The 21,206-nt window shown below is 34.3% G+C and carries 24 protein-coding genes; 7 read left to right on the forward strand and 17 right to left on the reverse strand.

Annotated features, from left to right (window positions below; genetic code table 11):
* The first annotated feature begins 258 nt into the window (after nt 1-258).
* Nucleotides 259-741: a DUF2975 domain-containing protein gene (locus FOT98_RS20065; protein WP_000809090.1), complete on the forward strand. Its 483-nt coding sequence runs from the start codon at nt 259-261 to the stop codon at nt 739-741.
* Between the two features lie 10 nt (nt 742-751).
* Complete coding sequence (locus FOT98_RS20070; RefSeq protein ID WP_002084833.1) at nt 752-967, forward strand: helix-turn-helix domain-containing protein; 216 nt, start codon at nt 752-754, stop codon at nt 965-967.
* Between the two features lie 40 nt (nt 968-1,007).
* Here the strand turns inward: FOT98_RS20070 and FOT98_RS20075 are convergent, their stop codons facing one another.
* The 9 genes from FOT98_RS20075 to FOT98_RS20115 all read right to left on the reverse strand — a co-directional run bounded on the left by FOT98_RS20075 (nt 1,008) and on the right by FOT98_RS20115 (nt 6,942).
* Nucleotides 1,008-1,319, reverse strand: coding sequence for a hypothetical protein (locus FOT98_RS20075; protein ID WP_061676889.1), 312 nt, complete (start codon nt 1,317-1,319; stop codon nt 1,008-1,010).
* 114 nt (nt 1,320-1,433) lie between these two features.
* Nucleotides 1,434-1,820, reverse strand: coding sequence for a DUF3887 domain-containing protein (locus FOT98_RS20080; protein ID WP_063259444.1), 387 nt, complete (start codon nt 1,818-1,820; stop codon nt 1,434-1,436).
* A gap of 2 nt (nt 1,821-1,822) precedes the next feature.
* Nucleotides 1,823-2,500, reverse strand: coding sequence for a YhfC family glutamic-type intramembrane protease (locus tag FOT98_RS20085; protein WP_063259443.1), 678 nt, complete (start codon nt 2,498-2,500; stop codon nt 1,823-1,825).
* Nucleotides 2,501-2,589: 89 nt separating this feature from the next.
* Nucleotides 2,590-3,906, reverse strand: coding sequence for a GHKL domain-containing protein (locus tag FOT98_RS20090; RefSeq protein WP_063259442.1), 1,317 nt, complete (start codon nt 3,904-3,906; stop codon nt 2,590-2,592).
* Nucleotides 3,906-4,640, reverse strand: a complete 735-nt coding sequence (locus FOT98_RS20095) for a LytR/AlgR family response regulator transcription factor (RefSeq protein WP_063259441.1) — start codon at nt 4,638-4,640, stop codon at nt 3,906-3,908. Before FOT98_RS20095 ends, FOT98_RS20090 begins: the two co-directional genes overlap by 1 nt.
* Nucleotides 4,641-4,818: 178 nt before the next feature.
* Nucleotides 4,819-5,397: an HAD-IA family hydrolase gene (locus FOT98_RS20100; protein WP_063259440.1), complete on the reverse strand. Its 579-nt coding sequence runs from the start codon at nt 5,395-5,397 to the stop codon at nt 4,819-4,821.
* Nucleotides 5,398-5,420: 23 nt separating this feature from the next.
* Complete coding sequence (locus tag FOT98_RS20105; RefSeq protein ID WP_088029913.1) at nt 5,421-6,002, reverse strand: kinase; 582 nt, start codon at nt 6,000-6,002, stop codon at nt 5,421-5,423.
* Nucleotides 6,002-6,544, reverse strand: coding sequence for a GNAT family N-acetyltransferase (locus tag FOT98_RS20110; protein ID WP_061676896.1), 543 nt, complete (start codon nt 6,542-6,544; stop codon nt 6,002-6,004). Before FOT98_RS20110 ends, FOT98_RS20105 begins: the two co-directional genes overlap by 1 nt.
* Nucleotides 6,545-6,558: 14 nt before the next feature.
* Complete coding sequence (locus tag FOT98_RS20115) at nt 6,559-6,942, reverse strand: VOC family protein (protein WP_063259438.1); 384 nt, start codon at nt 6,940-6,942, stop codon at nt 6,559-6,561.
* Nucleotides 6,943-7,225: 283 nt separating this feature from the next.
* Here FOT98_RS20115 and FOT98_RS20120 point away from each other — a divergent pair, with 283 nt between their 5' ends.
* A complete protein-coding gene (locus tag FOT98_RS20120; protein ID WP_048547666.1) occupies nt 7,226-7,474 on the forward strand; it encodes a hypothetical protein in 249 nt (82 codons plus the stop codon).
* A 318-nt stretch (nt 7,475-7,792) separates the two neighbouring features.
* Here the strand turns inward: FOT98_RS20120 and FOT98_RS20125 are convergent, their stop codons facing one another.
* On the reverse strand, nt 7,793-8,329 hold the full coding sequence (locus FOT98_RS20125; protein WP_063259437.1) for a DUF2812 domain-containing protein: 537 nt from the start codon (nt 8,327-8,329) through the stop codon (nt 7,793-7,795).
* A gap of 7 nt (nt 8,330-8,336) precedes the next feature.
* Complete coding sequence (locus FOT98_RS20130; protein WP_048565484.1) at nt 8,337-8,654, reverse strand: PadR family transcriptional regulator; 318 nt, start codon at nt 8,652-8,654, stop codon at nt 8,337-8,339.
* Nucleotides 8,655-8,858: 204 nt separating this feature from the next.
* Between FOT98_RS20130 and FOT98_RS20135 the strand changes: the two genes are divergently transcribed.
* From FOT98_RS20135 to FOT98_RS20145, 3 genes are read left to right on the forward strand one after another with little or no spacing between them, the layout of a single operon-like run.
* Nucleotides 8,859-9,788, forward strand: coding sequence for an AAA family ATPase (locus FOT98_RS20135; RefSeq protein ID WP_063259436.1), 930 nt, complete (start codon nt 8,859-8,861; stop codon nt 9,786-9,788).
* Nucleotides 9,785-10,951: a DUF58 domain-containing protein gene (locus tag FOT98_RS20140; RefSeq protein WP_063259435.1), complete on the forward strand. Its 1,167-nt coding sequence runs from the start codon at nt 9,785-9,787 to the stop codon at nt 10,949-10,951. Before FOT98_RS20135 ends, FOT98_RS20140 begins: the two co-directional genes overlap by 4 nt.
* A complete protein-coding gene (locus FOT98_RS20145; RefSeq protein ID WP_063259434.1) occupies nt 10,923-12,032 on the forward strand; it encodes a DUF4018 domain-containing protein in 1,110 nt (369 codons plus the stop codon). The genes FOT98_RS20140 and FOT98_RS20145 overlap by 29 nt, the downstream gene beginning before the upstream one ends.
* 56 nt (nt 12,033-12,088) lie before the next feature.
* Here the strand turns inward: FOT98_RS20145 and FOT98_RS20150 are convergent, their stop codons facing one another.
* Nucleotides 12,089-13,546: an MFS transporter gene (locus tag FOT98_RS20150; protein ID WP_001186929.1), complete on the reverse strand. Its 1,458-nt coding sequence runs from the start codon at nt 13,544-13,546 to the stop codon at nt 12,089-12,091.
* Nucleotides 13,547-13,848: 302 nt separating this feature from the next.
* The gene (locus tag FOT98_RS20155) at nt 13,849-15,063 is read right to left on the reverse strand and encodes an aspartate aminotransferase family protein (RefSeq protein WP_063259433.1); all 1,215 of its coding nucleotides are present in this window, start codon (nt 15,061-15,063) and stop codon (nt 13,849-13,851) included.
* Nucleotides 15,064-15,334: 271 nt separating this feature from the next.
* Here FOT98_RS20155 and FOT98_RS20160 point away from each other — a divergent pair, with 271 nt between their 5' ends.
* Complete coding sequence (locus FOT98_RS20160) at nt 15,335-16,711, forward strand: catalase (protein ID WP_063259432.1); 1,377 nt, start codon at nt 15,335-15,337, stop codon at nt 16,709-16,711.
* Nucleotides 16,712-16,882: 171 nt separating this feature from the next.
* Here FOT98_RS20160 and FOT98_RS20165 read toward each other — a convergent pair whose 3' ends face one another.
* The 4 genes from FOT98_RS20165 to FOT98_RS20180 form a co-directional block, all read right to left on the reverse strand.
* Nucleotides 16,883-17,707 carry an ABC transporter permease gene (locus FOT98_RS20165; protein WP_080467425.1) on the reverse strand — a complete coding sequence of 275 codons (825 nt, stop codon included), beginning with the start codon at nt 17,705-17,707 and terminating at the stop codon, nt 16,883-16,885.
* A gap of 14 nt (nt 17,708-17,721) precedes the next feature.
* Nucleotides 17,722-18,501, reverse strand: coding sequence for an ABC transporter ATP-binding protein (locus FOT98_RS20170; protein WP_063259431.1), 780 nt, complete (start codon nt 18,499-18,501; stop codon nt 17,722-17,724).
* Between the two features lie 14 nt (nt 18,502-18,515).
* Nucleotides 18,516-19,529, reverse strand: a complete 1,014-nt coding sequence (locus tag FOT98_RS20175; RefSeq protein WP_080467424.1) for an ABC transporter substrate-binding protein — start codon at nt 19,527-19,529, stop codon at nt 18,516-18,518.
* Between the two features lie 175 nt (nt 19,530-19,704).
* Entirely contained in the window at nt 19,705-21,150 is a 1,446-nt protein-coding gene (locus tag FOT98_RS20180) for an aryl-sulfate sulfotransferase (RefSeq protein WP_063259430.1), read from the reverse strand.
* Between the last annotated feature and the right edge of the window lie 56 nt (nt 21,151-21,206).

A 21,206-nucleotide genomic window follows, 5' to 3' on the forward strand; every position in this document is an offset into this window, starting at 1 on the left:
CCAATTTTCATGAAGCTAACAATCATTACCTTCACTTTCTTTTATTAGTAAGGCAACGAACGCTACCTATCGCTACCTATCATAGCTTTTTATGTTCAAATAACTTGGGACCACACCTATTTTATAAAACCGTCTTATCATTCTCTTCCCTAAAATTTATTTATCAATAAAAATCCGATTAAAATAAATAAGAATTTATTGTTAAACGATAAATTTCATGTTAAATTAAAAAGATAATTTAAAAATGAGGTGCTTTATATGAAACAAGGATCAACACTCTTTTTAAAGACAGCAATCATCCTTATCGGTATTCCTGTTCTTGCTTTGTGTATATTTTTAATTCCTAATATCGGGAATTATGCAGCGAAATTGTACCCGGATATCGCATATATAAAATATCTTGTTTTAATCAATCTATATGCAACAGTGATACCTTTTTATTTTGCTCTATATCAAGCCTTTAAACTTGTAAGCTACATTGACAATGGTAACGCCTTCTCAAAATTATCTGTTAGAGCTTTAAAAAAGATAAAACAATGTGCTGTTACAATTAGTATATTATATGCAGTAGGCATGCCGCTTTTCTATCTTGTAGCAGAGAGAGATGACGCGCCAGGTATTATAATAATTGGCATGATCCTTATCTTTGCTTCAATGGTTATCGCAGTCTTTGCTGCCGTTCTCCAAAGACTTTTAAAAGATGCGATAGATATAAAATCAGAAAATGATTTAACGGTCTGAGGTGAATAACATGGCAATAATAATTAATATTGATGTAATGTTAGCGAAACGAAAAATGAGTGTAACTGAACTTTCAGAGAAGGTTGGAATTACAATGGCTAACCTTTCTATATTAAAAAATGGAAAAGCAAAAGCAATTAGAATTACAACTTTAGATGCTATTTGTAAAGCGTTAGAATGCCAACCAGGGGATATTTTAGAATATCAACCGGAAGACAGCGAATAAAAAGAGTCCTTCATACGAGAAGGACTCTTTTTATTGCACATTACGGCGCAAAACTAATTTGACCAGTAAATAATAATATAATCGTGATCATCCAAAATATAAGTAATGATAAGGACAGTATTATTGAAATAATAGCAATCCCCTTCTTCTCCGTTTGTTTCGTCATCGTAATGCTAGAAAGTATGATACCTGCAACTGTGAGGGCAACTGTAATATAATCTCCCACTACATTACCTACATTTGCTATCCTTGTCGGTGTAATAAAAACGAACAGAAAACATAAAATACCGATTAGTAAAGATATGTAACTTATTATGCTGTACTTCTTTTTAGGAACTATTTCAGTTTTCATACTAACCCACCCCTTCTATACAGCTATAAGTTCATATTAGCACAAATAACCATAATTTGGTTATAATAAATAGCAGATAAAATGGACACAACCATCTTATCTGCTATTACATTTCTACCTAATTACTAACCCAGCTATTTCTTCTTTATCGTTATAAGTTACGATAAAGGTACGTTGTTCTTTACTATACCTCGCTACAAGAATAACAGTATATAAACCATCTTTTTCTTCAATCGATTTTTTCTCAATTTTTTCGAATGTACCAGCTTTTTCAATTATAGGAGTAAGTTCTTTCATTTGCTCTTCTGATAAGGCTGATTTCATTTTACTATCAAATTTTTCATGCACGTCTTTATACTTCGCCTCATTTAATAATGTTACAATTTCTTCCGCCTTAGGAATAAACTTTTTTGACGTACTTTCATCTACTTTATTACCGGTACATGCTGCAAGCGCGAACGCCGCGATAGCACTTATAATAATAAGTAACATTCTTCTCATTTTCATACACCCTTTCTTTTTAAAATGAAACTATAACTAAAAACGAGTACAGCACAAATTGCTATTGAAACTTCTGACATAATGATCCCACTTTTCCCTGGTACATATAGCGATATAATGCTAGCTATTGCATTTGCAGTCCCATGGATGAGAATTGCATATACAACATAACGAAATTTCTTTTGGACGACAGCTTGCAATACAATGATGGAAAGTCCAATATGCAATACCATCGCGACGATACGCTCCATACCGCCGAAATAGTAACTGTCACCATTTTGAATGAATGTTTGTGACAATAATAGAGATATTACCGGAACTCCAACTATCAACACTGCCTCAATACCACCATGCCCTGCTCCAAATAAAAAACCAGACTGCCAATCTCGTTGCTTCATAAAATAACGCATTGCAATAAAACGAGCTATCTCTTCAAAAATTCCAGCTGATAAACTAAGCAAAAGTACAAATAGTACAGGCTGCATAACAGAAAACATTTGAAAATTTGTGCTAGTTCCACTTACATAATTCAGTATTGGTATGCGGATCAATATTTGTGATACAACAAAAGCCAATACACCTAACATATATGGAATATAGCGTTTCTTCCAAAAAGCATATAAAAGTGCTACAAGCGGTAAACCAAAGCTAATCATTGTTGTAAAAATAAGACCATTCATCTCGCTTCACCTCTTACTTGAAGTGTATAAAAACGAGTAAAGGAAGTATGTAGTTCTTTCCTATTCGGTTTCATTTTCATCATAGATGGTCATTTCATCTCTTTTAATATGAGTGTTTGTGTGAAATAAGGACTTACATAAGTTGTCTCTAACGTCGCGTTATTTGTTTTATTCATAATCCGTTTTAACGAAAATAACCCATATCCTCGAGCTCCGTCTTTACTTGAATGGTTTTTCTCATAAATTTTTTGCAAATCAATCGCTTCACTCTTTGAACTATTACGCGCGATAAAATATTGTCGGGAATCCATTTCAAAGAATGCGATTTGCAACATCTTTTCCTCACTATGTACTGCTTCTTCAATTGCATTGTCTACTAAAACTGAAATGATGCGAATAAATGAAATGATCGTCATCGAAACACTTTCGATGTTCTCTGGTATATCGAGCATTACTTTTATTTGTTGGTGCTGGGCAGTGCTAACTTTCGCCCTTAATACACTTCTCACTTCAGGAATATGTATGCGAGATAATTTCGCAATATCAAGTTCATGATCATTTATTGTTTTTAATGTAGGAGCTATCACGTCATAATACACTTGCTCAATTTCTTTCACATTTTTTGTACGTATGCCCTCCTCTAACGATAGTAATACATTCATATAATCATGACGGAAACTAGCAAGCTCATCGTGCATATCCTCTAATTTCTCTACATAATCTAATAACTCTTTATCTAAACGTTTCTCGTGTTCTTCTTGTAACTTTTCTTTCGATAAGTGTGAGCTTATTAACACCATGATTAGTAATAATAAAAATATAATAATCGCTGAAATATAACTTACTTCACTGTATTGTTGATTTAATTGTGCTAATAACGCAGAAGATGGCTGAGTTAAGATTAGTTCAATAATAAATCCGGCAATTAATAATATATAAGTTACATAGTATAGCGGACTACCTACTATATATTGAGCAATTTTTTGGATTCTTTTGCGAGCTACAAAAATACCGATAAAAGTAAGTGTCGATACGGTAAGATGAATCAAGCTACCTGTCCATAAATATAAATTGAATGGCGTTAACATAAAGATTTTCATTCCTAAATCAAATAGCAACATTTTCACTAACGTTATTATCACCATACTCACTAGTGCAAAATATACATTATGCTTAAATTTCAATTCATTTTGCATTAATCCTAAACTTATTAGAAACAACACAATGGTACTATTCAATTCTGGATATCTCGTTACTGTTACGACAATAGCAAGTAAAATAATGAATACCGCACTTAAAGCTATTAACATTCTAACTGACAATCTATTGTACCGGATTAATTGAATGTATAAAAACGTATGGCTTATACTAGTAAGCAGTATTGCAAATAAATCATAAATATACATTACATCTCACCCTTTAACATGTTTCGTACTTTACTCACTAAACGACGTGATACCGGAATACGTTTCCCGCTTTTTAAAACTATCATTTTTTGCTTCGCATCGTAAAAAGACAATTGCTTCGTATTCACGATATATGATTGATGACAGCGAAATAAACGTTCATCTATTATTTCAATCTCCTTTAATGTTCCATAATAATAAACGATACGATCTAACGTCACTAACGCTAAACGGTGTGGTTCATCGGTCATAACATATTCAACTTCATGAAAAGGAACCCGCACAGTCGCATTACTGTTTTCAACGATAAAGTCATCGGACGGAATGATATGCTTATTACGCGCTTCATATTGGAGTAAACATTGTTCAAAAACGTTACGCCTCTCTTCATATGGCAACCCTTTATCAATAAATGTTAAAGCTGATACCATGTATTGATACGAAATAGGTGCAAATTCAGAATGCGTCGTTACAAACACAATAATCCCTTGCGTATCATACTTTCGTATCTCTTGTGCCACTTGTAATCCTTTACGCTCTTCTCTTTTAATCTCTATATCTAAAAAATAGATTGGAACATACTTCGCCTTAGGAATGTTGGTAATAATGTTTTCACTTTTACTAGTCACCTCTATAAAATCAAAAGGCAACATATATTTCTCGCAAATCTCTTCAACTAGCCGTTTCATTTGCTGTGCTTGTATGACATCATCTTCTAAAATGAAAATACTCATGTGATCACTCGCTTTATAGAAATCTTTTTATTTATAGATTTATCTATAAATATATAATTCAAATCGTTATACCGATCCCCTTCTAAATATTTGAAAGTATTAATTTTCTATCGTTTTTATAAAGCATAGAAAATAACCTCTACTTTCAAGCAAAAAGTAGAGGTTTTATTTCATTCATTTATAAAATAACCTCTTTATCAATTACTACCTTAAAAAATTCCGAGTAATGCGATAAAGAATAATCCGCTACATCACAATTCCCTTGAAACATACATGTTGGAATACCTAATTCTTTTGCAGGTAATAAATCTAATTCTCTATCACCAATAGCTAGATCAATATTGTGCTTTTTATGCAGATGATTATAAGATAAAGCATTCGGTTTTCGGGGGAAACCATCGTCAATTGTAACCATGTCTACGAAGTATTTGTCCCAGCTGTAATATTCTAAAATTTCCATAACTCCCGCCCTATGTTTATGGGTCATAATCACATTTTTATCCGCATATTTCAAAATCTCTTCGACACCTGCAAAAGGTTTCATATCTCTTGGAGTGAATTCCCCCTTCAAAATTTTAATCTTTTCTTCCTGTTCGCATGAAATATTATAATGCTGAATTGCATGAGAGTATGATATTTTTAAGTTTTTGTATATTTCTTGTTCATCTACACTATCACCCAATATTTCAGATAGCATCATTGTATATGCAGGATACGTATCAAATAACGTCCCATCAAAATCCCATAAAATATTCATTCTGTTCACCTTCTATTTTCTAATCATTCTATAATTAAATTCGCCCGTTCCTTCGGCAATTCCGTTTCTAAGTAATAATCCTCTGCTTTCCAATACCTATTCTCAAACTTTGAAAGGTTTTTCTGCGTTTCCTCACTCTCGCGCAGAAATCTTGTCTCTCTTGGACAATCCAAGTACACCATATAATGAAAGAAATCTCTCCATTCTTTTCGCTGTAAAAAAACACCTTCAATTACGATTACACCTACTATAGGGATCTGTACTTTTTTCATTTCACTTGAGTCTATCCCATCATAATAGAACGGTAATGTCAGTTTTGTTTCAGTTTGTAACTTTTGAAAAAACTTCTTCTGCAAGTATGCAATATCCCATTGTAAATAATAATACTCATACCATTCTTCATAGCCAGTATGATACCGTTTATTACGTTCTACTATATGATCATCAATATGAAAAATATGGAACGGAATACCTTCTTGTTTCATGTTTTCTTTTAAATTTGCAACGAATGTCGTTTTACCAGATCGACTTAAACCATCTATACCTAGAATGAACCTATTTTCTTTATGTTTCTTCATTATATTTATAAGCTCATTTGTACTCATTATTTCTTCCACTCTTCTTTTAATAAAGAATATAAAATCGTATCATGAGCAACTTCATTTTGAATCATATGTTTTCGAAGTAATCCTTCTTCTTGAAACCCAGCTTTACTTAATAATTTTTGAGAAGCTTTATTTTCTACATATACAACAGCTGCAATTCTTATCAGTTGCAGCGTTTCAAATCCGTAAGTTAAAATTGCCTGTAATGCTTCCGTTGCATACCCTTGTCCCCAATATGTATCGTCTAATTCATAACCAATTTCAGCTCGCTTATGATGATTATTTATTAAATGAAATCCGCACGTTCCGATTAATTGGCCCGTGCCCTTTTTCTCAATTCCCCAGCGAAATACTGTTCCCTCTTCATAACGATTTTTAAACGTTTGAATTGTTGTTTTCGCTTGCTCAATATTTTCGAAAGAATCCATTCCGAAATAACGTATAACAGATTCTTTCGAAAAATAACGGAACATCGTTTCTGCATCTAACAGTGTTAGTTCTCTTAATAATAAACGTTCTGTTTCTAGTTTCGGAAACCCCATCTCTTTTTCTCCTTCTATTCTAATGAACTGCAAATTTCAATATAATTTCCATCTGGATCGGCAATGTATGCAATTGTTTGTCCCCATGGTTTCACAATTGGTTCAACTAAAATCTTAATTCCTTGCTCTCTAAATTGTTCGATTGTTTCTTGTACATGATCAACAACGAACCCCAATTCAAAATGAGAAGATTGTAACTCGCCTACTGTAAGTGGTAGTCCTGTTAATTCTTTCACATCTTGCCTCGTGTTCATCGCTAAAATTGTAGAACCAGTATTAAACTCAATATATGTACCATGCTCTGCTTTTATAGGTAACTGTAATACATCTTTATAGAATCTTAGACATTCCTCAAACCTTTCTACGTATAAAATGATATACTTCATTTTTATATTCATTTTACATCCCCCCTTATATCTATCCCTAAAATTTCGACAAAAGTCTCATAAAAACCTTGTTTCCTATAGTAATGAGCACAAAAAAATGAGGCCGATTTCTCGGCCCCCCAGCTTATTGGCATAAAACAGGAGATTTGGTTTGGACATAACCAGTTCGTACCCTTATTATATTTTATTTTTTCTGAATTTTAAATACTTTAAATGCCCATTTATATTGAGAAAGTTTTTTTGCTTGCATAAAATTAATATGTTTAAGAAATGCTACAAATGGAGGTGTATACATATGGAACCAATGCTATGTCCAAGCTGTAAAACGAACCGTACTCGCTTTAATATTCTTGAGCAACAAGTAAAACCAGTCAAGTTAAATCCACAAACTGGTCAAGTAGAAGAAGAATACACAAATGAAACGATGAATGCTTTTCATATGTCCTATCAAGGACCAACATACAGAGTCCAATGCGCTGTATGCGGACTTGTTGAAAACCCGGAACAATTTATTAAACCTGCGCAAAATCAGTCTTTTTCTTAAACATTTTTATTCCCCCCTATGGAATTTTTGTAGGGGGTTTTCCATTTAATATGTTAATCAAAAATGTTTTTCTTCCTTATTATAAGTTACACCCCACGCCTTTTTAGTCATTTTTTATTTTTTGATCTTCGATATAAATCTTTTTTACTTCATTTATTAATTTCGGGTGTGGTTCTTCGTAACAGTTATTTTTGCGCCTTTATATAATTTTTTATTATATAAAAAAGAGTGAACAAAAACACAATAATATAGAGAAAAAAGAAGTTGATCCCGATAATTCGCCCTACAAAATCAACTTCTTTTTAACTTTGCTTATTATTATAATATTTCACTTTTTAATTTCTTAATTTTCCAAGTGAGTCTTATAAAGAAGTATATCCACATACAACCTGTAAGACCCGTCATAGCTTTCGCCCATATTGGCACTCTTGATTCCATCGGGCTTATAAATAGATTGTACATTGACGGTAATATACTTGCTGAAATAATAACAAGGAATAGCAATAACTCATTTAGTTTTTGTACTCTCGTCTCCTTTTCTGAGTAAATATCAGGCAATTCATTTACCTCTTCTACTTCTTTACAAAAATAATTCCATCTCGTGAAACTTGTTACGCGTTCCCAACCTGACATTTCGTATATTTCGAAGTACTCTTGTTGTTGTTCTTTTGAATCCCTATAAACCAATCTAAAATCAGCTTTATATATTACATCTTTTGGCTCAGTTTTCTTAAACGTATACATTAAATTGTATTTTTGTAATGCCCAACCTTGTTGATGCATATTTCGTAAAAAAGCTTCTTCTTTTTCTAAATTCCATGCCGTAAAAAATTTGAATACCCTTTTTGTCTCCATCTTCCATTCACTCCCCTAATATACTATTCCCATTTTTAACCGAACGCTGTAATCTGTTGTACTCTAGCTCCAACACTTCTCTCCCAAACGGAGTTAATTCATAGCACTTTTTTCTATCTGTAGAAGCCACTTCAACTATTAACTTCTCTTTTAGTAACTTTGTCGTATTCCCGTATAAAGTACCTGGACCGAGCTTTACTTCCCCATTTGTCATTTCTTCTACCATTTGCATAATTCCGTATCCGTGCATTGGTTTCACTAGTGATAACAATATGTAATATGTCGCCTCTGTTAACGGAATATATTTTTTCGCTTTCGTATTCATTATAACCACCTCCGATACATCGCCTTGTGATATATCGACTAACGATACATCGTATATCGATATTGTATAACTACATTCCAAAATATGCAAGTATAATTTAATAATTGGATATTTATTTCTTCGAATTAAAAAATCATATCAATTTTCTGAATAATTTGTTAAAATATAGAAATATCCGTTTTTATTTTGAAAGGAATGATACATATGATAAATACATTGAAAGAAAACATAGGATCAGTTTTTGTCGGTAAAGAAAATGTTATTGATTTATTACTCGTTTCATTGCTTGCTGATGGACATGTACTGCTTGAGGATGTGCCTGGTACGGGGAAAACGTTACTTGCGAAAACACTTTCTAAAAGTATTGGTGGTAAGTTTTCTCGCGTCCAATTTACACCGGATGTACTTCCGAGTGATGTAACAGGTATTGAATATTTCAATCCGAAAACGAGTGAATTCGAGTTAAGACTTGGACCAGTTATGACCAATATTTTGCTTGCAGATGAAATTAACCGCGCTATGCCTAGAACACAGTCTAGCTTATTAGAATCGATGGAAGAACGACAAGTAACGCTTGAAAAGCAATCTACTCCTCTTCCGAAACCGTTCTTTGTTATTGCGACGCAAAATCCAATTGAATCACAAGGAACGTTTCCTCTACCAGATGCACAGCTTGATCGTTTTTTAATGACAATTTCAATTGGTTATCCATCTCCAGAGGATGAACTACAAATGATGCGACGTTTTCGTAGCGATGTACCGTTAGAAAGCGTCAAATCTGTTATTTCTTTAGAAAACATTTTAGAGGCACAGAAACGAGTAAAAGAAATTTTCGTATCAGAGCCGTTAGAACATTACATTATTAAACTTGCTCATGCTACAAGAAATCATGATTACATCGCTAACGGTGTAAGTCCACGTGCCACACTTGCTTTAGTGCGCGCAGTACAGGCGTTAGCCTTTTTACGCGGCAGAGAATATTGTACGCCTGAAGATATACAATTTTTAGTTCCTTATGTTTGGAATCACCGTATCGTCCTATCAATGGAAGGCGCATTACGTACGACAAAAAATGAAATTATGCAAAGAATTTTAAAAGAAATTGACGTACCAGTGGAGATTGAGCAAGCATGAATGGACAGCGCGTTGTAACTGTACCGTTATTTTTCCAACTTCATATTATTCAATTAACTGTCCCAGGCGCTATACTATTTACATTTTTTATGCCGCAACGAATTATTATGTTTCTCTTTTTCTTCTATTATTTATTTGCGATTTTCATTTATAAATATGTCGCTTATATAGAGAAAAGGTTTCAAGTAATAAACGAGAAACAAATAACTCGGTTATTCCCTAATGAATCTGGACAGTTTTTTATTCATTTAAAAAATGGTGCAAATATACCACTCGTTAACGGTGTTTGTTATTTTCATTTAAATCCGTCACTACTACCACAAAAAGATCAAGGAATTGAACAAATATCAAAAACACTATTCTCTTTCCCGTTTTCACAACCTGCTCATTCGGCGCAAAAATGGGATTTAACATTAACCGCAACGAAGCGTGGTGTATTTCAAATTGAACAATTCGAATGCGTTTTGAAAGATCCTTTTCATCTTTTAACTGTACATTTACCCATTTTTGATAAATTACGGACTGAAATTATTGTGTACCCTTCTCCAAAAGAAGTGGCAGGTTTGCAAGAACTTCAGCAACTTTTAACGGGATCTTATCGAACGAATTTTTCTTTTTACAATGATGAAACATCTATTATCGGCGTTAAACGATATGAACGTGAGTCTTTCCGTTCTATTCATTGGAAAGCATCTGCTAAAATGCAGGCATTACATGCAAAGCAATATGAACCTGTAAAAAATTATAGTTGGACGATCTGTCTTTCTTTAGCTGCTGATCGCGGATTTGGTTGGAAGGATAATATAGAAGATCTTATATCATTTGCAACATACATTTGCCAATACGCAACGAAGCATCAAATACCATTTGAATTATTTATTAGTGTACTAGCTGAAGGTGGTCCTCTGCACTTACCATTAAATGACGGACACACACATTACGGAATATCTTTAGAGGAATTAGCGCGTATTTCAGATGATAGTACGTTACTTCCAAAACAAGGATTCCTTCACTACGTAGAGAGAAAAAGGGAACGATCTTCTACAATGATATATATTGGTTTACAAAGAAACGAACTCCCTCTTCACCCTCAGCCTACGTTTCTCATTAATAACGAAGGGATGGTGGAAAAGCTTGAAAACTTGGCTCTATCACGTTCATGACTTTATTCTGCTGCTCCTCCTTTCGTTATTAACAGAAAGGGATGAACTTATTGCTATTGCTATATTTTTAGCAATAGGCTATATGGGTGTATTTCTTATTAATAAATTTATGAAGAAAAGAACAACAGGATTTGTCATACTGTTAATTACTCAAATAATCGGTTGCTCAATCTTTCTCCCTTTCTCTCTATTTGGCACAATTATGTTACCGCTTTTCTTCTTTATCGTACATGTAGTCGGTCCTGGATATCCAGTTCAAAAGTCATTAGGTGGTATTGTATGGTTCGTCTTTTCAGCTATATTTTATGCACCTTTTCCACCATTATGGAAATTGTTACTATTAGTCTTACACATTATGATTGCATTTTGGTTAACAGGTTCCAATCGTAATCAACAGTTATTACGTTTTACTTCTATTATTACAATTGGAACATTTAGTGCTTTACTTATTCTAGTATTTCCTTATGTACGTCTTATTTTTTCTTATATTGTCCAAGTAGTTGCATTAGGATTCGGATATGCGATCAATCCGTTATTTTCAGCAGCTGAATCAAAAGAGACAGACGATTTTTGGTCGAATAAAGGAAATCTAAAAGACCCTCAAATTAAGGAGGAATTTGGACAGCGTGATTTTGATCCAACTCTCATAAATAGCATTACAATTATAGTATGTACAACTATTGCTATTTACGTCGTTTGGAAAATAATAAAAAGACGAAAACAATTTAGTTTACCAAATATGCCTGCCTTCGAATCTACTATTATCACTGATAAAGAAGGAATGAGCCAAAAACGTTTGAAACGAAACAAACCGCCACATAACGAAATTAGAAAAGAGATTTTTAAGCTTGAAAGTAAGTTAACTCCCCCTTTAAATAGAAATCGAGGAGAAACTATTGAGGCATGGTTAGATAGAATAAATAGTGAAGAAGATGTAAATATTGAGAGTCATATTATTATAGATGCTTATAATACAGTGCGTTATTCTAATGGTGAGAATATGATGCTACTTCAGGAATTTAAGGAAGAGGTTCATAAGCTTTATGTGTATCAGAAGAGTTTGAAGAAAAGAATGAAATAACATAACAAAAAGACTCCTATTTTCATAGGAGTCTTTCTATACTTCTACGTTACTTTTTAAATTGAAGCGTTTTTCCCTGCTTCAATTTCTAATGACTCTTCATGCCACCAAAGTGTTTCTTCAGGGTCTTCTTTAGCAATTTGGTGTGCTTCTTTTTTCGATTCTACTGTAGGATATGAACCTTTTAGCGCACGTCCTGATGTTGTAACGAATAATACACTAAATACGACTAATCCAATAACACTAACACCTGCTAAATAAAATGCTGGTGCAAGCGGGTTACCGGTTGCATGAACTAAGTATGAACATACGAGCGGCGTTGTACCACCGAATATCGATACAGAAATATTAAAGGAGATCGAAAGTGCTCGATAACGTACATCAGTGAAAAATAGTGATGGTAATAATGAAGGTAATGTTCCTTCATATACGCTTAGGAAGAATCCTAAAATGAAAATACCTGCAAATATAGCTGCAATATGTCCGTTACCTATTAGTAAAAATGCTGGAATTGCAAATACTGTTAAACCGAGTAAACCAATTTGCACGACGCGTTTATTACCAATTTTATCACTTAATTTACCGAAATATAGTGCTAGTGGAATCATAAGTGCCATCGTAATAGAAATAATTAATAAGCCAGTTGTTTCTTTGACTTTAAGTACTTGAGTTAGATAAGAAGGAATATACGAAAGAATCATATAGTTCGTAATATTAAAGAAGGCGACAATTACTGTGCTTAATAAGAAGTCTTTTTTGTGATATTTTAATATATCCATAAATGAAAATTGTTCGTTGTCTTCAGATTCCTCTTGTGCTTTTTCCATCTCTTCAAAGATGGGAGATTCATCTAAATGACGGCGTAAATATAAACCGACCAAACCAATTGGTGCAGCTATTAAGAAAGGAATACGCCAGCCCCAGCTGAGCATTTGTTCATCTGTTAACAATAACGTCAAAATGGTAACAATTACCGATGCAGCAATGTAACCTGAGAGTGTTCCAATTTCAAGACCACTACCGAGTATACCACGCTTTTTATCTGGAGAAGATTCTGCGATATAAACCATTGCACCTGAATATTCGCCGCCTGTAGAGAAGCCTTGAATCATTCGGGCAACTAAAAGTAGTATTGGTGCCCATACACCAATTTGTTCATAGGTTGGTAGTAATGCGATGAATAATGTAGAAAGTGCCATTAAAATAATAGTAGTACTTAACACGATTTTTCGGCCGTACTTATCTCCTATTCTACCAAAGAATACACCTCCGATTGGTCGAACGAGAAAGGCTGCTGCAAATGTACCGAATGTAAGTACAAGTTGCAATCCACTATTATCAACACCTGAGAAGAATAATTGACTTAAGATAACCGCTAAATACGCGTATAATCCGAAGTCAAACCACTCCATTGCATTCCCTATACCAGTAGCAATTACTGCTTTCCTGGCTTGTTTAGGATTGACAATATTAACGTCTTGAGGTTCAAAATTTAAATCATTATTTTGTTGCATATAATAAAACAGCTCCTTATTTAATTTAACTTCTTTAAGCACACCTTCTCTTATTGAATAAAATTAATTCGAAGCACTTAAGGAAAATTAATGTCTCCTTATCTGTTATTATTGTTTCACATAATTAATTATTTGTCCAATGAGATGCTCCCTAGGTTAAGTAATTTGTTAAAAATAAAAAGCTGAAGAAGGCGCTATATGAGTACCTTTTTCAGCTTTTTATTTTAATTTTTAAATTTATTTTTTTCACCCTTATTTTCTTCCTATTTGAATAGAAAAAAGGTACTTTTTCATTAAAGTTTTTAAACACTTGTAGCTGCTAAACTATGCATACAAGAGATAAACTCCTTAACAAATACATCAATTTCTTCTTTAGTAATTATATATGGAGGAAGTAAACGAATGATGTTCCCTTGTGTAACATCAACTAACATCCCATTCTCCATTAGCTCTACCTGTAATTTCTTCACATTTTCATTCGTATCATTTAAACTAATTCCAAACATCATGCCAGCATGACGTACTTCCCCAATATAATACGCATTTTCTTTCTGAATTTCTTGCAATTTATCATTTAAATATAGTGACGTTTCATACGCTTCTTGCATTAGACCATCGTCAATCAATGTGTTTAATACTGTTAGCCCTAAAGCCGTTCCCATTGATGAATGAGCGAATGTTGTGCCGTGATCTCCTGGTGCAAATACATCACATAACTTTTCACCTACAATGATTCCACCTAGCGGTATCCCGCCCCCTGCCCCTTTACCAATTTGAATAATATCTGGTGTAATATTAAAATTTTGATAAGCAAATAGTTTACCAGTTCTCCCCATACCACTTTGTACTTCATCAACGATAAGTAGTACATTATATTTCTCACATAAGTTTTGAACACCATGTAAATATTCACCTGATAAAGGATAAATACCCCCGCTTCCTAAAACCGGCTCTAGCATAATCGCAATTGGATTTTCTTTAACAATTATTTCTTCTAATTGCTCTATATTCTCGCGCTCTACTTCATAAACCGGAATCGATGTTTTAGGGAAATTTTGATATACATTTTCTTGTCTCGTAAAATGAAGTGCTCCTAATGTTCGCCCGTGGAAACTATTTTTCAGCACTACAATTCCTTCACGCTCTTCACCCATATTAGCTCTATATTTATCAATTAATTTCAACGTTGTTTCTGTTGCTTCCGTACCTGAGTTTGTAAAAAAGACCTTTCCGTTTTTTAAAGAGCAATCAACTAATTTCTTTGCATATTCAATCGCAATTGGGTTTAAAAAATGAAACGGCAGATGCAACGATTTTGTAACTTGCTCCATTGTCGTTTGCACGATTTTCGGGTGATTATATCCTAATACATTCACTCCGACACCAGAAAATAAGTCTACATACTCTTTACCATCCACATCATAAAGCTTGCATCCTTCTCCTCTTTCTATCGCAACCTTCGTACGACAGTAAGTAGGCATCATATATTCTTTATCTAATTGAGACCAATCCGACATTTTAAATTCCTCCTAGTTATTTTCCCTGTTTATTTATGTTCATTTTCTATAGAGTCATGTATAAATTCATTTTTAAGATTGAAATTTTAATAGTAATTTTCTTCACGATATTCATTTTTCCATAATTTCTTCTATTCCAACAGGTCCACTACATACTCGTTTTTTTCATCTAGCGGTCTGTAGCTATTTTGAACTTTGCGTGTCATTCATAATCAACGCTATAAAATCATATTTAGTAACAATGGACAAAAAAGATTTGGAGGCTATATCGATGGATGAAAACTATGATAAACAGGGGCAATCTTTACTAGGGAATGACTTTAATGAAGATAGTGAACGTAATGAACAAGCTACACTTCACTCTCAAACAGTTGGTTCGCGTGGACCTGTTCTAGAGCAAGATAGTGTACTTCACGAGACGTTACAAGAATTTATTCACGAAAAAATTTTAGAAAGACCTGTTCATGTAAAAGGATTTGGTGCGTTCGGTTATTTTCAAACGATCTATCCCATGTCTGAACATACTACACTAAGCTTTCTACAAAATTCTAATGAGAAAGTTCCTGTTATGGTGAGATTTTCATTAGCTGTTAGTACAAAAGGCACACCTGATACTTCTAGAAATGTACGCGGTTTTTCCACAAAGTTCTATACGAAAGAAGGTATTTTCGATCTTTTATGTAATCACATTCCTGTCTTTTCTGTTCGTGATCCGATGCGCTTCCCAGAAACGATTCAAGCGTTGTTACCTTCACCTATAAATAACTTACTAGACCCGAATAGATTTTGGAGCTTTGTCGCTAGAGCACCTGAATCCATTCATTTCGTTGTCCATTTATACTCTGATGCTGGTACGGCCAAAAGTCTGCGCCACATCCCAGGACATAGTGTAAATACATATGTTTGGAGAAATGCAGAAGGTAACCGAAAGTATGTAAAGTATCATTGGTACCCATTTGAAGGTGTACAATTCATTACTAATGAGGAAGCGAATACACTGGCTGCTGAAAACCCTGATTATAGCGGGAAAGATTTATATGATGCAATTGCAAATGGTAAACCAGTGGAATACGGTCTATATGTCCAGCTCATGGACCCGAAAGATGAAGACCATCTTTCTTATGACCCTTTAGATGATACAAAAGTATGGGATGAAAAGTCGTACCCTCTTATACCAGTAGGCAAAATGGTATTAAATAAAAATCCTGAAAATTATATGGAGCAAGTCGAAAAAATCGCCTTCTCCCCTTCTAATTTACTAGACGGTGCAGAACTATCAGATGATAAAATGTTGCAAGGGCGAGCTAACATTTATAGTGATTCTCAAAGAAGAAGAATTGGACCTGAATTCCGCAAATTAACGATTAACCAACAGCAAAATTGGACACCTGCTAATCAAATAACGAGCGGTGACGGAAGATATGTTGAAGGTAAACTTGAAAGAACTTCTATTTCGAAACAAGATGACTTTACGCAGCCTGGTGAATTTTATGCGAAGTTAAAACCGATTGAAAAAGAACATCTTGCCGAAAATTTAGCTGGTGATTTGAAAGTTATCTCCGATGATATTAGAAAGGTCGTTTTAGGGTATTTTCATAAAGTGTCAGCTGATTTAGCACAGAAAATTGAAACCGAAATTAAAAAGTGACATACATCAACTTTTATCCCGCTTTAATGGGCAGTAAGACCCCCACCTCAAAATTCAGCGAAAGCAAAGAAGTTAGGTGGGGGATGAAGCCCCCCCACTGATTAAAGTTTCACTTTATTTGAACAAAAGAGCCCTTCACCTAATCTGTTTTGATTAGGTGAAGGGCTCTTTTCATTTTTTCACAACATTATATCGTTTAAGGACGACTCTACCAAATTGATTAAATATGCGATCCATAAGGAATCCCATTAGCCCAAGGACAACAAGACCGACAAAAATCCAGTCCGTTTTGAAATATAATCGCGCATTCCAAATCATATAGCCAATTCCTTCATTTGCTGCAACCATTTCAGCGCCAACAATGGCCATGAAAGATGATCCCATCGCAAGTTTTGCGCCGGTATAAATATACGGAAGTGCAGCAGGTATGATAACATGGAACATAATTTGCCATTCCGATGCTCCCATACTTCTCGCTGAACGAATTTTATCTTCTTCAACAGCTTGCACACCGGTAATCGTGTTAATCGTTACGATAAAGAAAGTTGCATACATAATGAGGAAAATTTTTGATTGCTCCCCAATACCAAACCAAAGCATAAATAATGTTATAAATGCAAGAGGTGGAATAAAGCGGATAAAATTGATGACTGGATCAAAAAGCGCTCTTAACCATGGTATTCGACCAATTAATAAACCTATTGGAATAGCTACAAGATTTCCTAAAACCCACCCTGCTATTACTCTTAAAAAACTAACTCCTATATATATAAATAAGGATCCATTTTGACTCAGTTCAATTGCCCCATACAAAACTGCTATCGGACTTGGCAAAAATTGCGGGTCAGAAAAACTTGCTACAACGCTCCATATTGTAAGGATAAGGATCCAAGCGATAATCCCGCTTTGTAATAGCTTCTTTTGTAAATCAATTTTGACTGCCTTTTTTTCATAAATTGGCTGTTTGTTTACAATCTCATTTTTCAATGTACTCATATTCGGACTTCCTTTCAATCAAAGTGTGATTGAATCATTTGATAATAGTAATTAAATTCTTTATCTGTAAATGTTCTTGGATATGACAGTGGAATATCATATATCTTTTCGATTTTTGAAGAAGGTCCTTTAGACATTACCCCAATTCTTTGCCCAAGTAATAGCGCTTCTTGAATATCATGAGTGACAAAAATAATCGTTTTGTTTGTTTCTTTCCAAATTCGAATTAGCTCTATTTGCATCGTTCTTCGAGTCATTGCATCAAGTGCTCCAAACGGTTCATCCATTAATAAAAATTCCGAATCATTGGCTAAAACACGTGCTAATTGAACTCTTTGTTTCATTCCTCCAGAAAGTTCTCTCGGATATTTCCCTTCATGCCCATCTAGACCAACTAGTTTTATATAGTGAGAGGATATTTCATTCCTGTTGTGTTTTATCATTTTTTTCATTTTCAAACCAAATTCAACATTTTCTTTAATTGTTAGCCATGGAAAAAGAGCTGCGTCTGCTTGTTGAAAAACGACACCGCGATTTCTATCTGGCTTTTTTATTTCTTCATGATTAACCAAAAGTTCTCCTGATGTTTTTTCAACAAATCCAGCAATCATACTGAGTAACGTAGATTTTCCGCATCCGCTTGGGCCAAGTAATATGAAAAATTCACCATTCCCAATTGTTAAATTAACATCTTCTAAAACAAACTGTTCATTATTAAATGATTTAGATAACCGAGAAATAGAAATGGCTACAGGAGATTTCAATACTTCTTTTTCACTTACTGTACTCACCATACTTCACTCCTATTCTATTTATAAGTAACAGATTCAGGGAATGCTTTCTTTAGTGATTCAAGATTAATTTTATCTTTTAATTCATATTTATCTTTCAGTTTCCCTTTCTCTTCTAACCATACTTTCATATCTCCTAAATGTTTCGCGTCCTCCTCTGTAAATCCAAGAACATAGTTTTGTCTTTCAATATCTTTTAACGCATCTTTCTCCGGTAATTTTAATTGTTCAAAAGCAAGCTTAGCAGTTTCTTTTTTATTGTTATCTACATATTTAATTCCTTCAGATAGAGCCTTAAGTGTATTTTCAACAGCTTTTGGATTCTTCTCAACAAATGATCTTTTTGCTAGTAGATAGCTGTCAATTGTGACACCCGCACTTTCTAAATCACCTAGTTTTGTTACACCTTTTATATTTTTAAATTTATCCTTTAATGCACCAGAACTCCAAACAGCATCTATATCACCATTTTTCATTCCTACAATAGCTTCGTCTGGTGTACTATATGGAACGAAGGTAATATCCTTTTCATTAATATGTTTTGCTGCCAAATACTTCGCCCAAACATACTCCGTTACTGTCCCTTTAGGTACGCCTAACTTTTTACCTTTTAAATCATTTTCTGTTTTAATACCCTCTCTAACTAGAAGCTCGTTATCTTTTGATGATTTTTCACTCCCTCGAGTTAGCGTTGAAATTACGACCATATCCCCTTTCCCTAAAGAGTTTAAAAGCGCATAATCAGCAGCAAGACCTGTATCAGCCTGTTCAGTTAATACCGCATTCACTGTATCAATGCCATAAGCAAAATTTGATAGTTGAGCTTTAATACCATTTTTCTCAAAATAGCCTTGTTTCTCAGCAGCTCTAAACTGAAAAGATCCGCCCGCAGCTGTATCTATAGCCAATTTTACTGTGTTCGTTTCTTTCCCATTACTTTTTGTCGTTCCTGCACTTTCATTCGAGCATCCTGCGACAGCTAAACTAGTAATCATTGATAAGCTTAAAAATAAAGGCTTTAGTTTCACCATTTATCATTCCTCCATAACAATTTGTTCAAACTTGAAGCAGAATGTGCTTCACCAAAATATTACGTTAAATTATTACATATAAAGAAATGGCAACATTTTGTCGTATAACAAACCTATCAAGTTAATTTTTAAAAGTGTGGGAAATTACTCTTCCCCACACTTTTAACCCATAGCATTAATCTCGTTTTTTATTTGTTTCATCTAATGTCGCTACACAAAAATCTCCAGTTCCGTAAGATTGTGTCCCTTCAACTGTCACAACAGATTCCGTACCAGCTTCCGCTGCATTTGGCACTCTAAATGCAGCTATATCAAGAGGGATGATTTCTTTCTCCTCTGGTTTTTCTAATTGAGGCACCCACTCATACGGAACACGATACGCACGGTACACCATATTTGAGTTCCTTTTGTTTTTATAAGGGGAAATATATTCCCATACAATCTCATGCTCACGAGTAACTTCAAAAATTCGACCATCAGCACCTTCTGTAATTAATGTGTTTCCGTTTGGTAGCCTTTGGGCTGAGCTAATATACGGACTGTAAAATCGGTACGAATCTAAAGGAGCCTGATATCCCGCTTCGGTTGGCGAATATTGCCATTCAATTTCTAAAGTTACTGGGTTAATTTCTAAAATTCTCGAGTGATCACGAACAGCATTTTTGGAACCGTATGGAGATGCTGGGTTTGGAAGACCATATCCTGCCCAACCACCATTATCAAATACGAGTAAATTCCCTTCTCCTGGCAACCCTTTCGGAATGATATGTGCATGATGTTGTCCAATGATCCATCCTAAATGCTTAACATCAGGACTTGAATAATCCGGACCAAGTTTCCAAACTATATTTCCAGTCTTTTTATCGATAATAGCAATGATATTTGATTCCCTAGCATCCCAAATAATATTATCTGGATGAAAACGTTCATCTCCTTGATCATGAAACTTATTCGGACCAATTGTAGACATAGAATTTATATGCATCCAATCTCCATCAGAATTCGCACCAAAGGACCTTACATTCGGATTACGGAATAGTACATTTTTAGCACTTTCATCAAATCCAAGTTCTTCAAAATGATCATTGACAGCCCATTCCCAAATAATATTTCCTTCCCAATCTACTTCAATAATTACATCATCTAATAATGGCTTATCAGAGATATTTGGATTATGTACATTTTTATGGGCTAAGATTAACGTATTTCCACTTTCTGTTTTTGGCTCTAATCCTGGTGCATAGTAACCGACAGGATTTCCTTCACGTTGGTAATCATGATGAGCTCTAGCCATCCACTCAGGAGCATGACCTGGGTCTTCAATATGTTCCAGACGGTTAAATTTCCAGACGATGTTTCCTTCCCAGTCAACTTGAACTAAATCGACTTCATCCTGAAAACCATACTCAGGATCTCTTTGTGCTGTATGACCAAACACATATCCGCCTGGTAACACCTTATTTGGAAACCCGCGTAGTCCTTTCCATAAGTGTACTTCCTTCCCATTCATATCAATTAATAAAGCACCATGATCTGCAGCTTGATAAATTGTATAACCACTCCAAGCTTTCCCGGGATTATATACTGTTGCTCCTGTTGGATAAATTGTTGGATGTCCCATTCTTTCCACTCCTATTCATATCATTAATATTTTTCGAATTTTCCGATCGGAATAAC

Origin of the sequence: Bacillus sp. HY001, from assembly GCF_007558965.1 — a bacterium.
GTDB classification, from domain to species: domain Bacteria; phylum Bacillota; class Bacilli; order Bacillales; family Bacillaceae_G; genus Bacillus_A; species Bacillus_A mobilis.

Bases quoted from the DNA above. Each gene is read 5' to 3' on its own strand.
- FOT98_RS20125 (WP_063259437.1), bottom strand. From the start codon at position 8,329: ATGGAGACAAAAAGGGTATTCAAATTTTTTACGGCATGGAATTTAGAA.
- FOT98_RS20100 (WP_063259440.1), bottom strand. From the start codon at position 5,397: ATGAATATTTTATGGGATTTTGATGGGACGTTATTTGATACGTATCCT.
- FOT98_RS20180 (WP_063259430.1), bottom strand. From the start codon at position 21,150: ATGGGACATCCAACAATTTATCCAACAGGAGCAACAGTATATAATCCC.
- FOT98_RS20075 (WP_061676889.1), bottom strand. From the start codon at position 1,319: ATGAAAACTGAAATAGTTCCTAAAAAGAAGTACAGCATAATAAGTTAC.
- FOT98_RS20170 (WP_063259431.1), bottom strand. From the start codon at position 18,501: ATGGTGAGTACAGTAAGTGAAAAAGAAGTATTGAAATCTCCTGTAGCC.
- FOT98_RS20165 (WP_080467425.1), bottom strand. From the start codon at position 17,707: ATGAGTACATTGAAAAATGAGATTGTAAACAAACAGCCAATTTATGAA.
- FOT98_RS20070 (WP_002084833.1), top strand. From the start codon at position 752: ATGGCAATAATAATTAATATTGATGTAATGTTAGCGAAACGAAAAATG.
- FOT98_RS20080 (WP_063259444.1), bottom strand. From the start codon at position 1,820: ATGAGAAGAATGTTACTTATTATTATAAGTGCTATCGCGGCGTTCGCG.
- FOT98_RS20120 (WP_048547666.1), top strand. From the start codon at position 7,226: ATGGAACCAATGCTATGTCCAAGCTGTAAAACGAACCGTACTCGCTTT.
- FOT98_RS20175 (WP_080467424.1), bottom strand. From the start codon at position 19,529: ATGGTGAAACTAAAGCCTTTATTTTTAAGCTTATCAATGATTACTAGT.
- FOT98_RS20110 (WP_061676896.1), bottom strand. From the start codon at position 6,544: ATGGGGTTTCCGAAACTAGAAACAGAACGTTTATTATTAAGAGAACTA.
- FOT98_RS20065 (WP_000809090.1), top strand. From the start codon at position 259: ATGAAACAAGGATCAACACTCTTTTTAAAGACAGCAATCATCCTTATC.
- FOT98_RS20085 (WP_063259443.1), bottom strand. From the start codon at position 2,500: ATGAATGGTCTTATTTTTACAACAATGATTAGCTTTGGTTTACCGCTT.
- FOT98_RS20105 (WP_088029913.1), bottom strand. From the start codon at position 6,002: ATGAGTACAAATGAGCTTATAAATATAATGAAGAAACATAAAGAAAAT.
- FOT98_RS20140 (WP_063259435.1), top strand. From the start codon at position 9,785: ATGAATGGACAGCGCGTTGTAACTGTACCGTTATTTTTCCAACTTCAT.
- FOT98_RS20130 (WP_048565484.1), bottom strand. From the start codon at position 8,654: ATGAATACGAAAGCGAAAAAATATATTCCGTTAACAGAGGCGACATAT.
- FOT98_RS20115 (WP_063259438.1), bottom strand. From the start codon at position 6,942: ATGAATATAAAAATGAAGTATATCATTTTATACGTAGAAAGGTTTGAG.
- FOT98_RS20095 (WP_063259441.1), bottom strand. From the start codon at position 4,640: ATGAGTATTTTCATTTTAGAAGATGATGTCATACAAGCACAGCAAATG.
- FOT98_RS20155 (WP_063259433.1), bottom strand. From the start codon at position 15,063: ATGTCGGATTGGTCTCAATTAGATAAAGAATATATGATGCCTACTTAC.
- FOT98_RS20160 (WP_063259432.1), top strand. From the start codon at position 15,335: ATGGATGAAAACTATGATAAACAGGGGCAATCTTTACTAGGGAATGAC.
- FOT98_RS20135 (WP_063259436.1), top strand. From the start codon at position 8,859: ATGATAAATACATTGAAAGAAAACATAGGATCAGTTTTTGTCGGTAAA.
- FOT98_RS20090 (WP_063259442.1), bottom strand. From the start codon at position 3,906: ATGTATATTTATGATTTATTTGCAATACTGCTTACTAGTATAAGCCAT.
- FOT98_RS20150 (WP_001186929.1), bottom strand. From the start codon at position 13,546: ATGCAACAAAATAATGATTTAAATTTTGAACCTCAAGACGTTAATATT.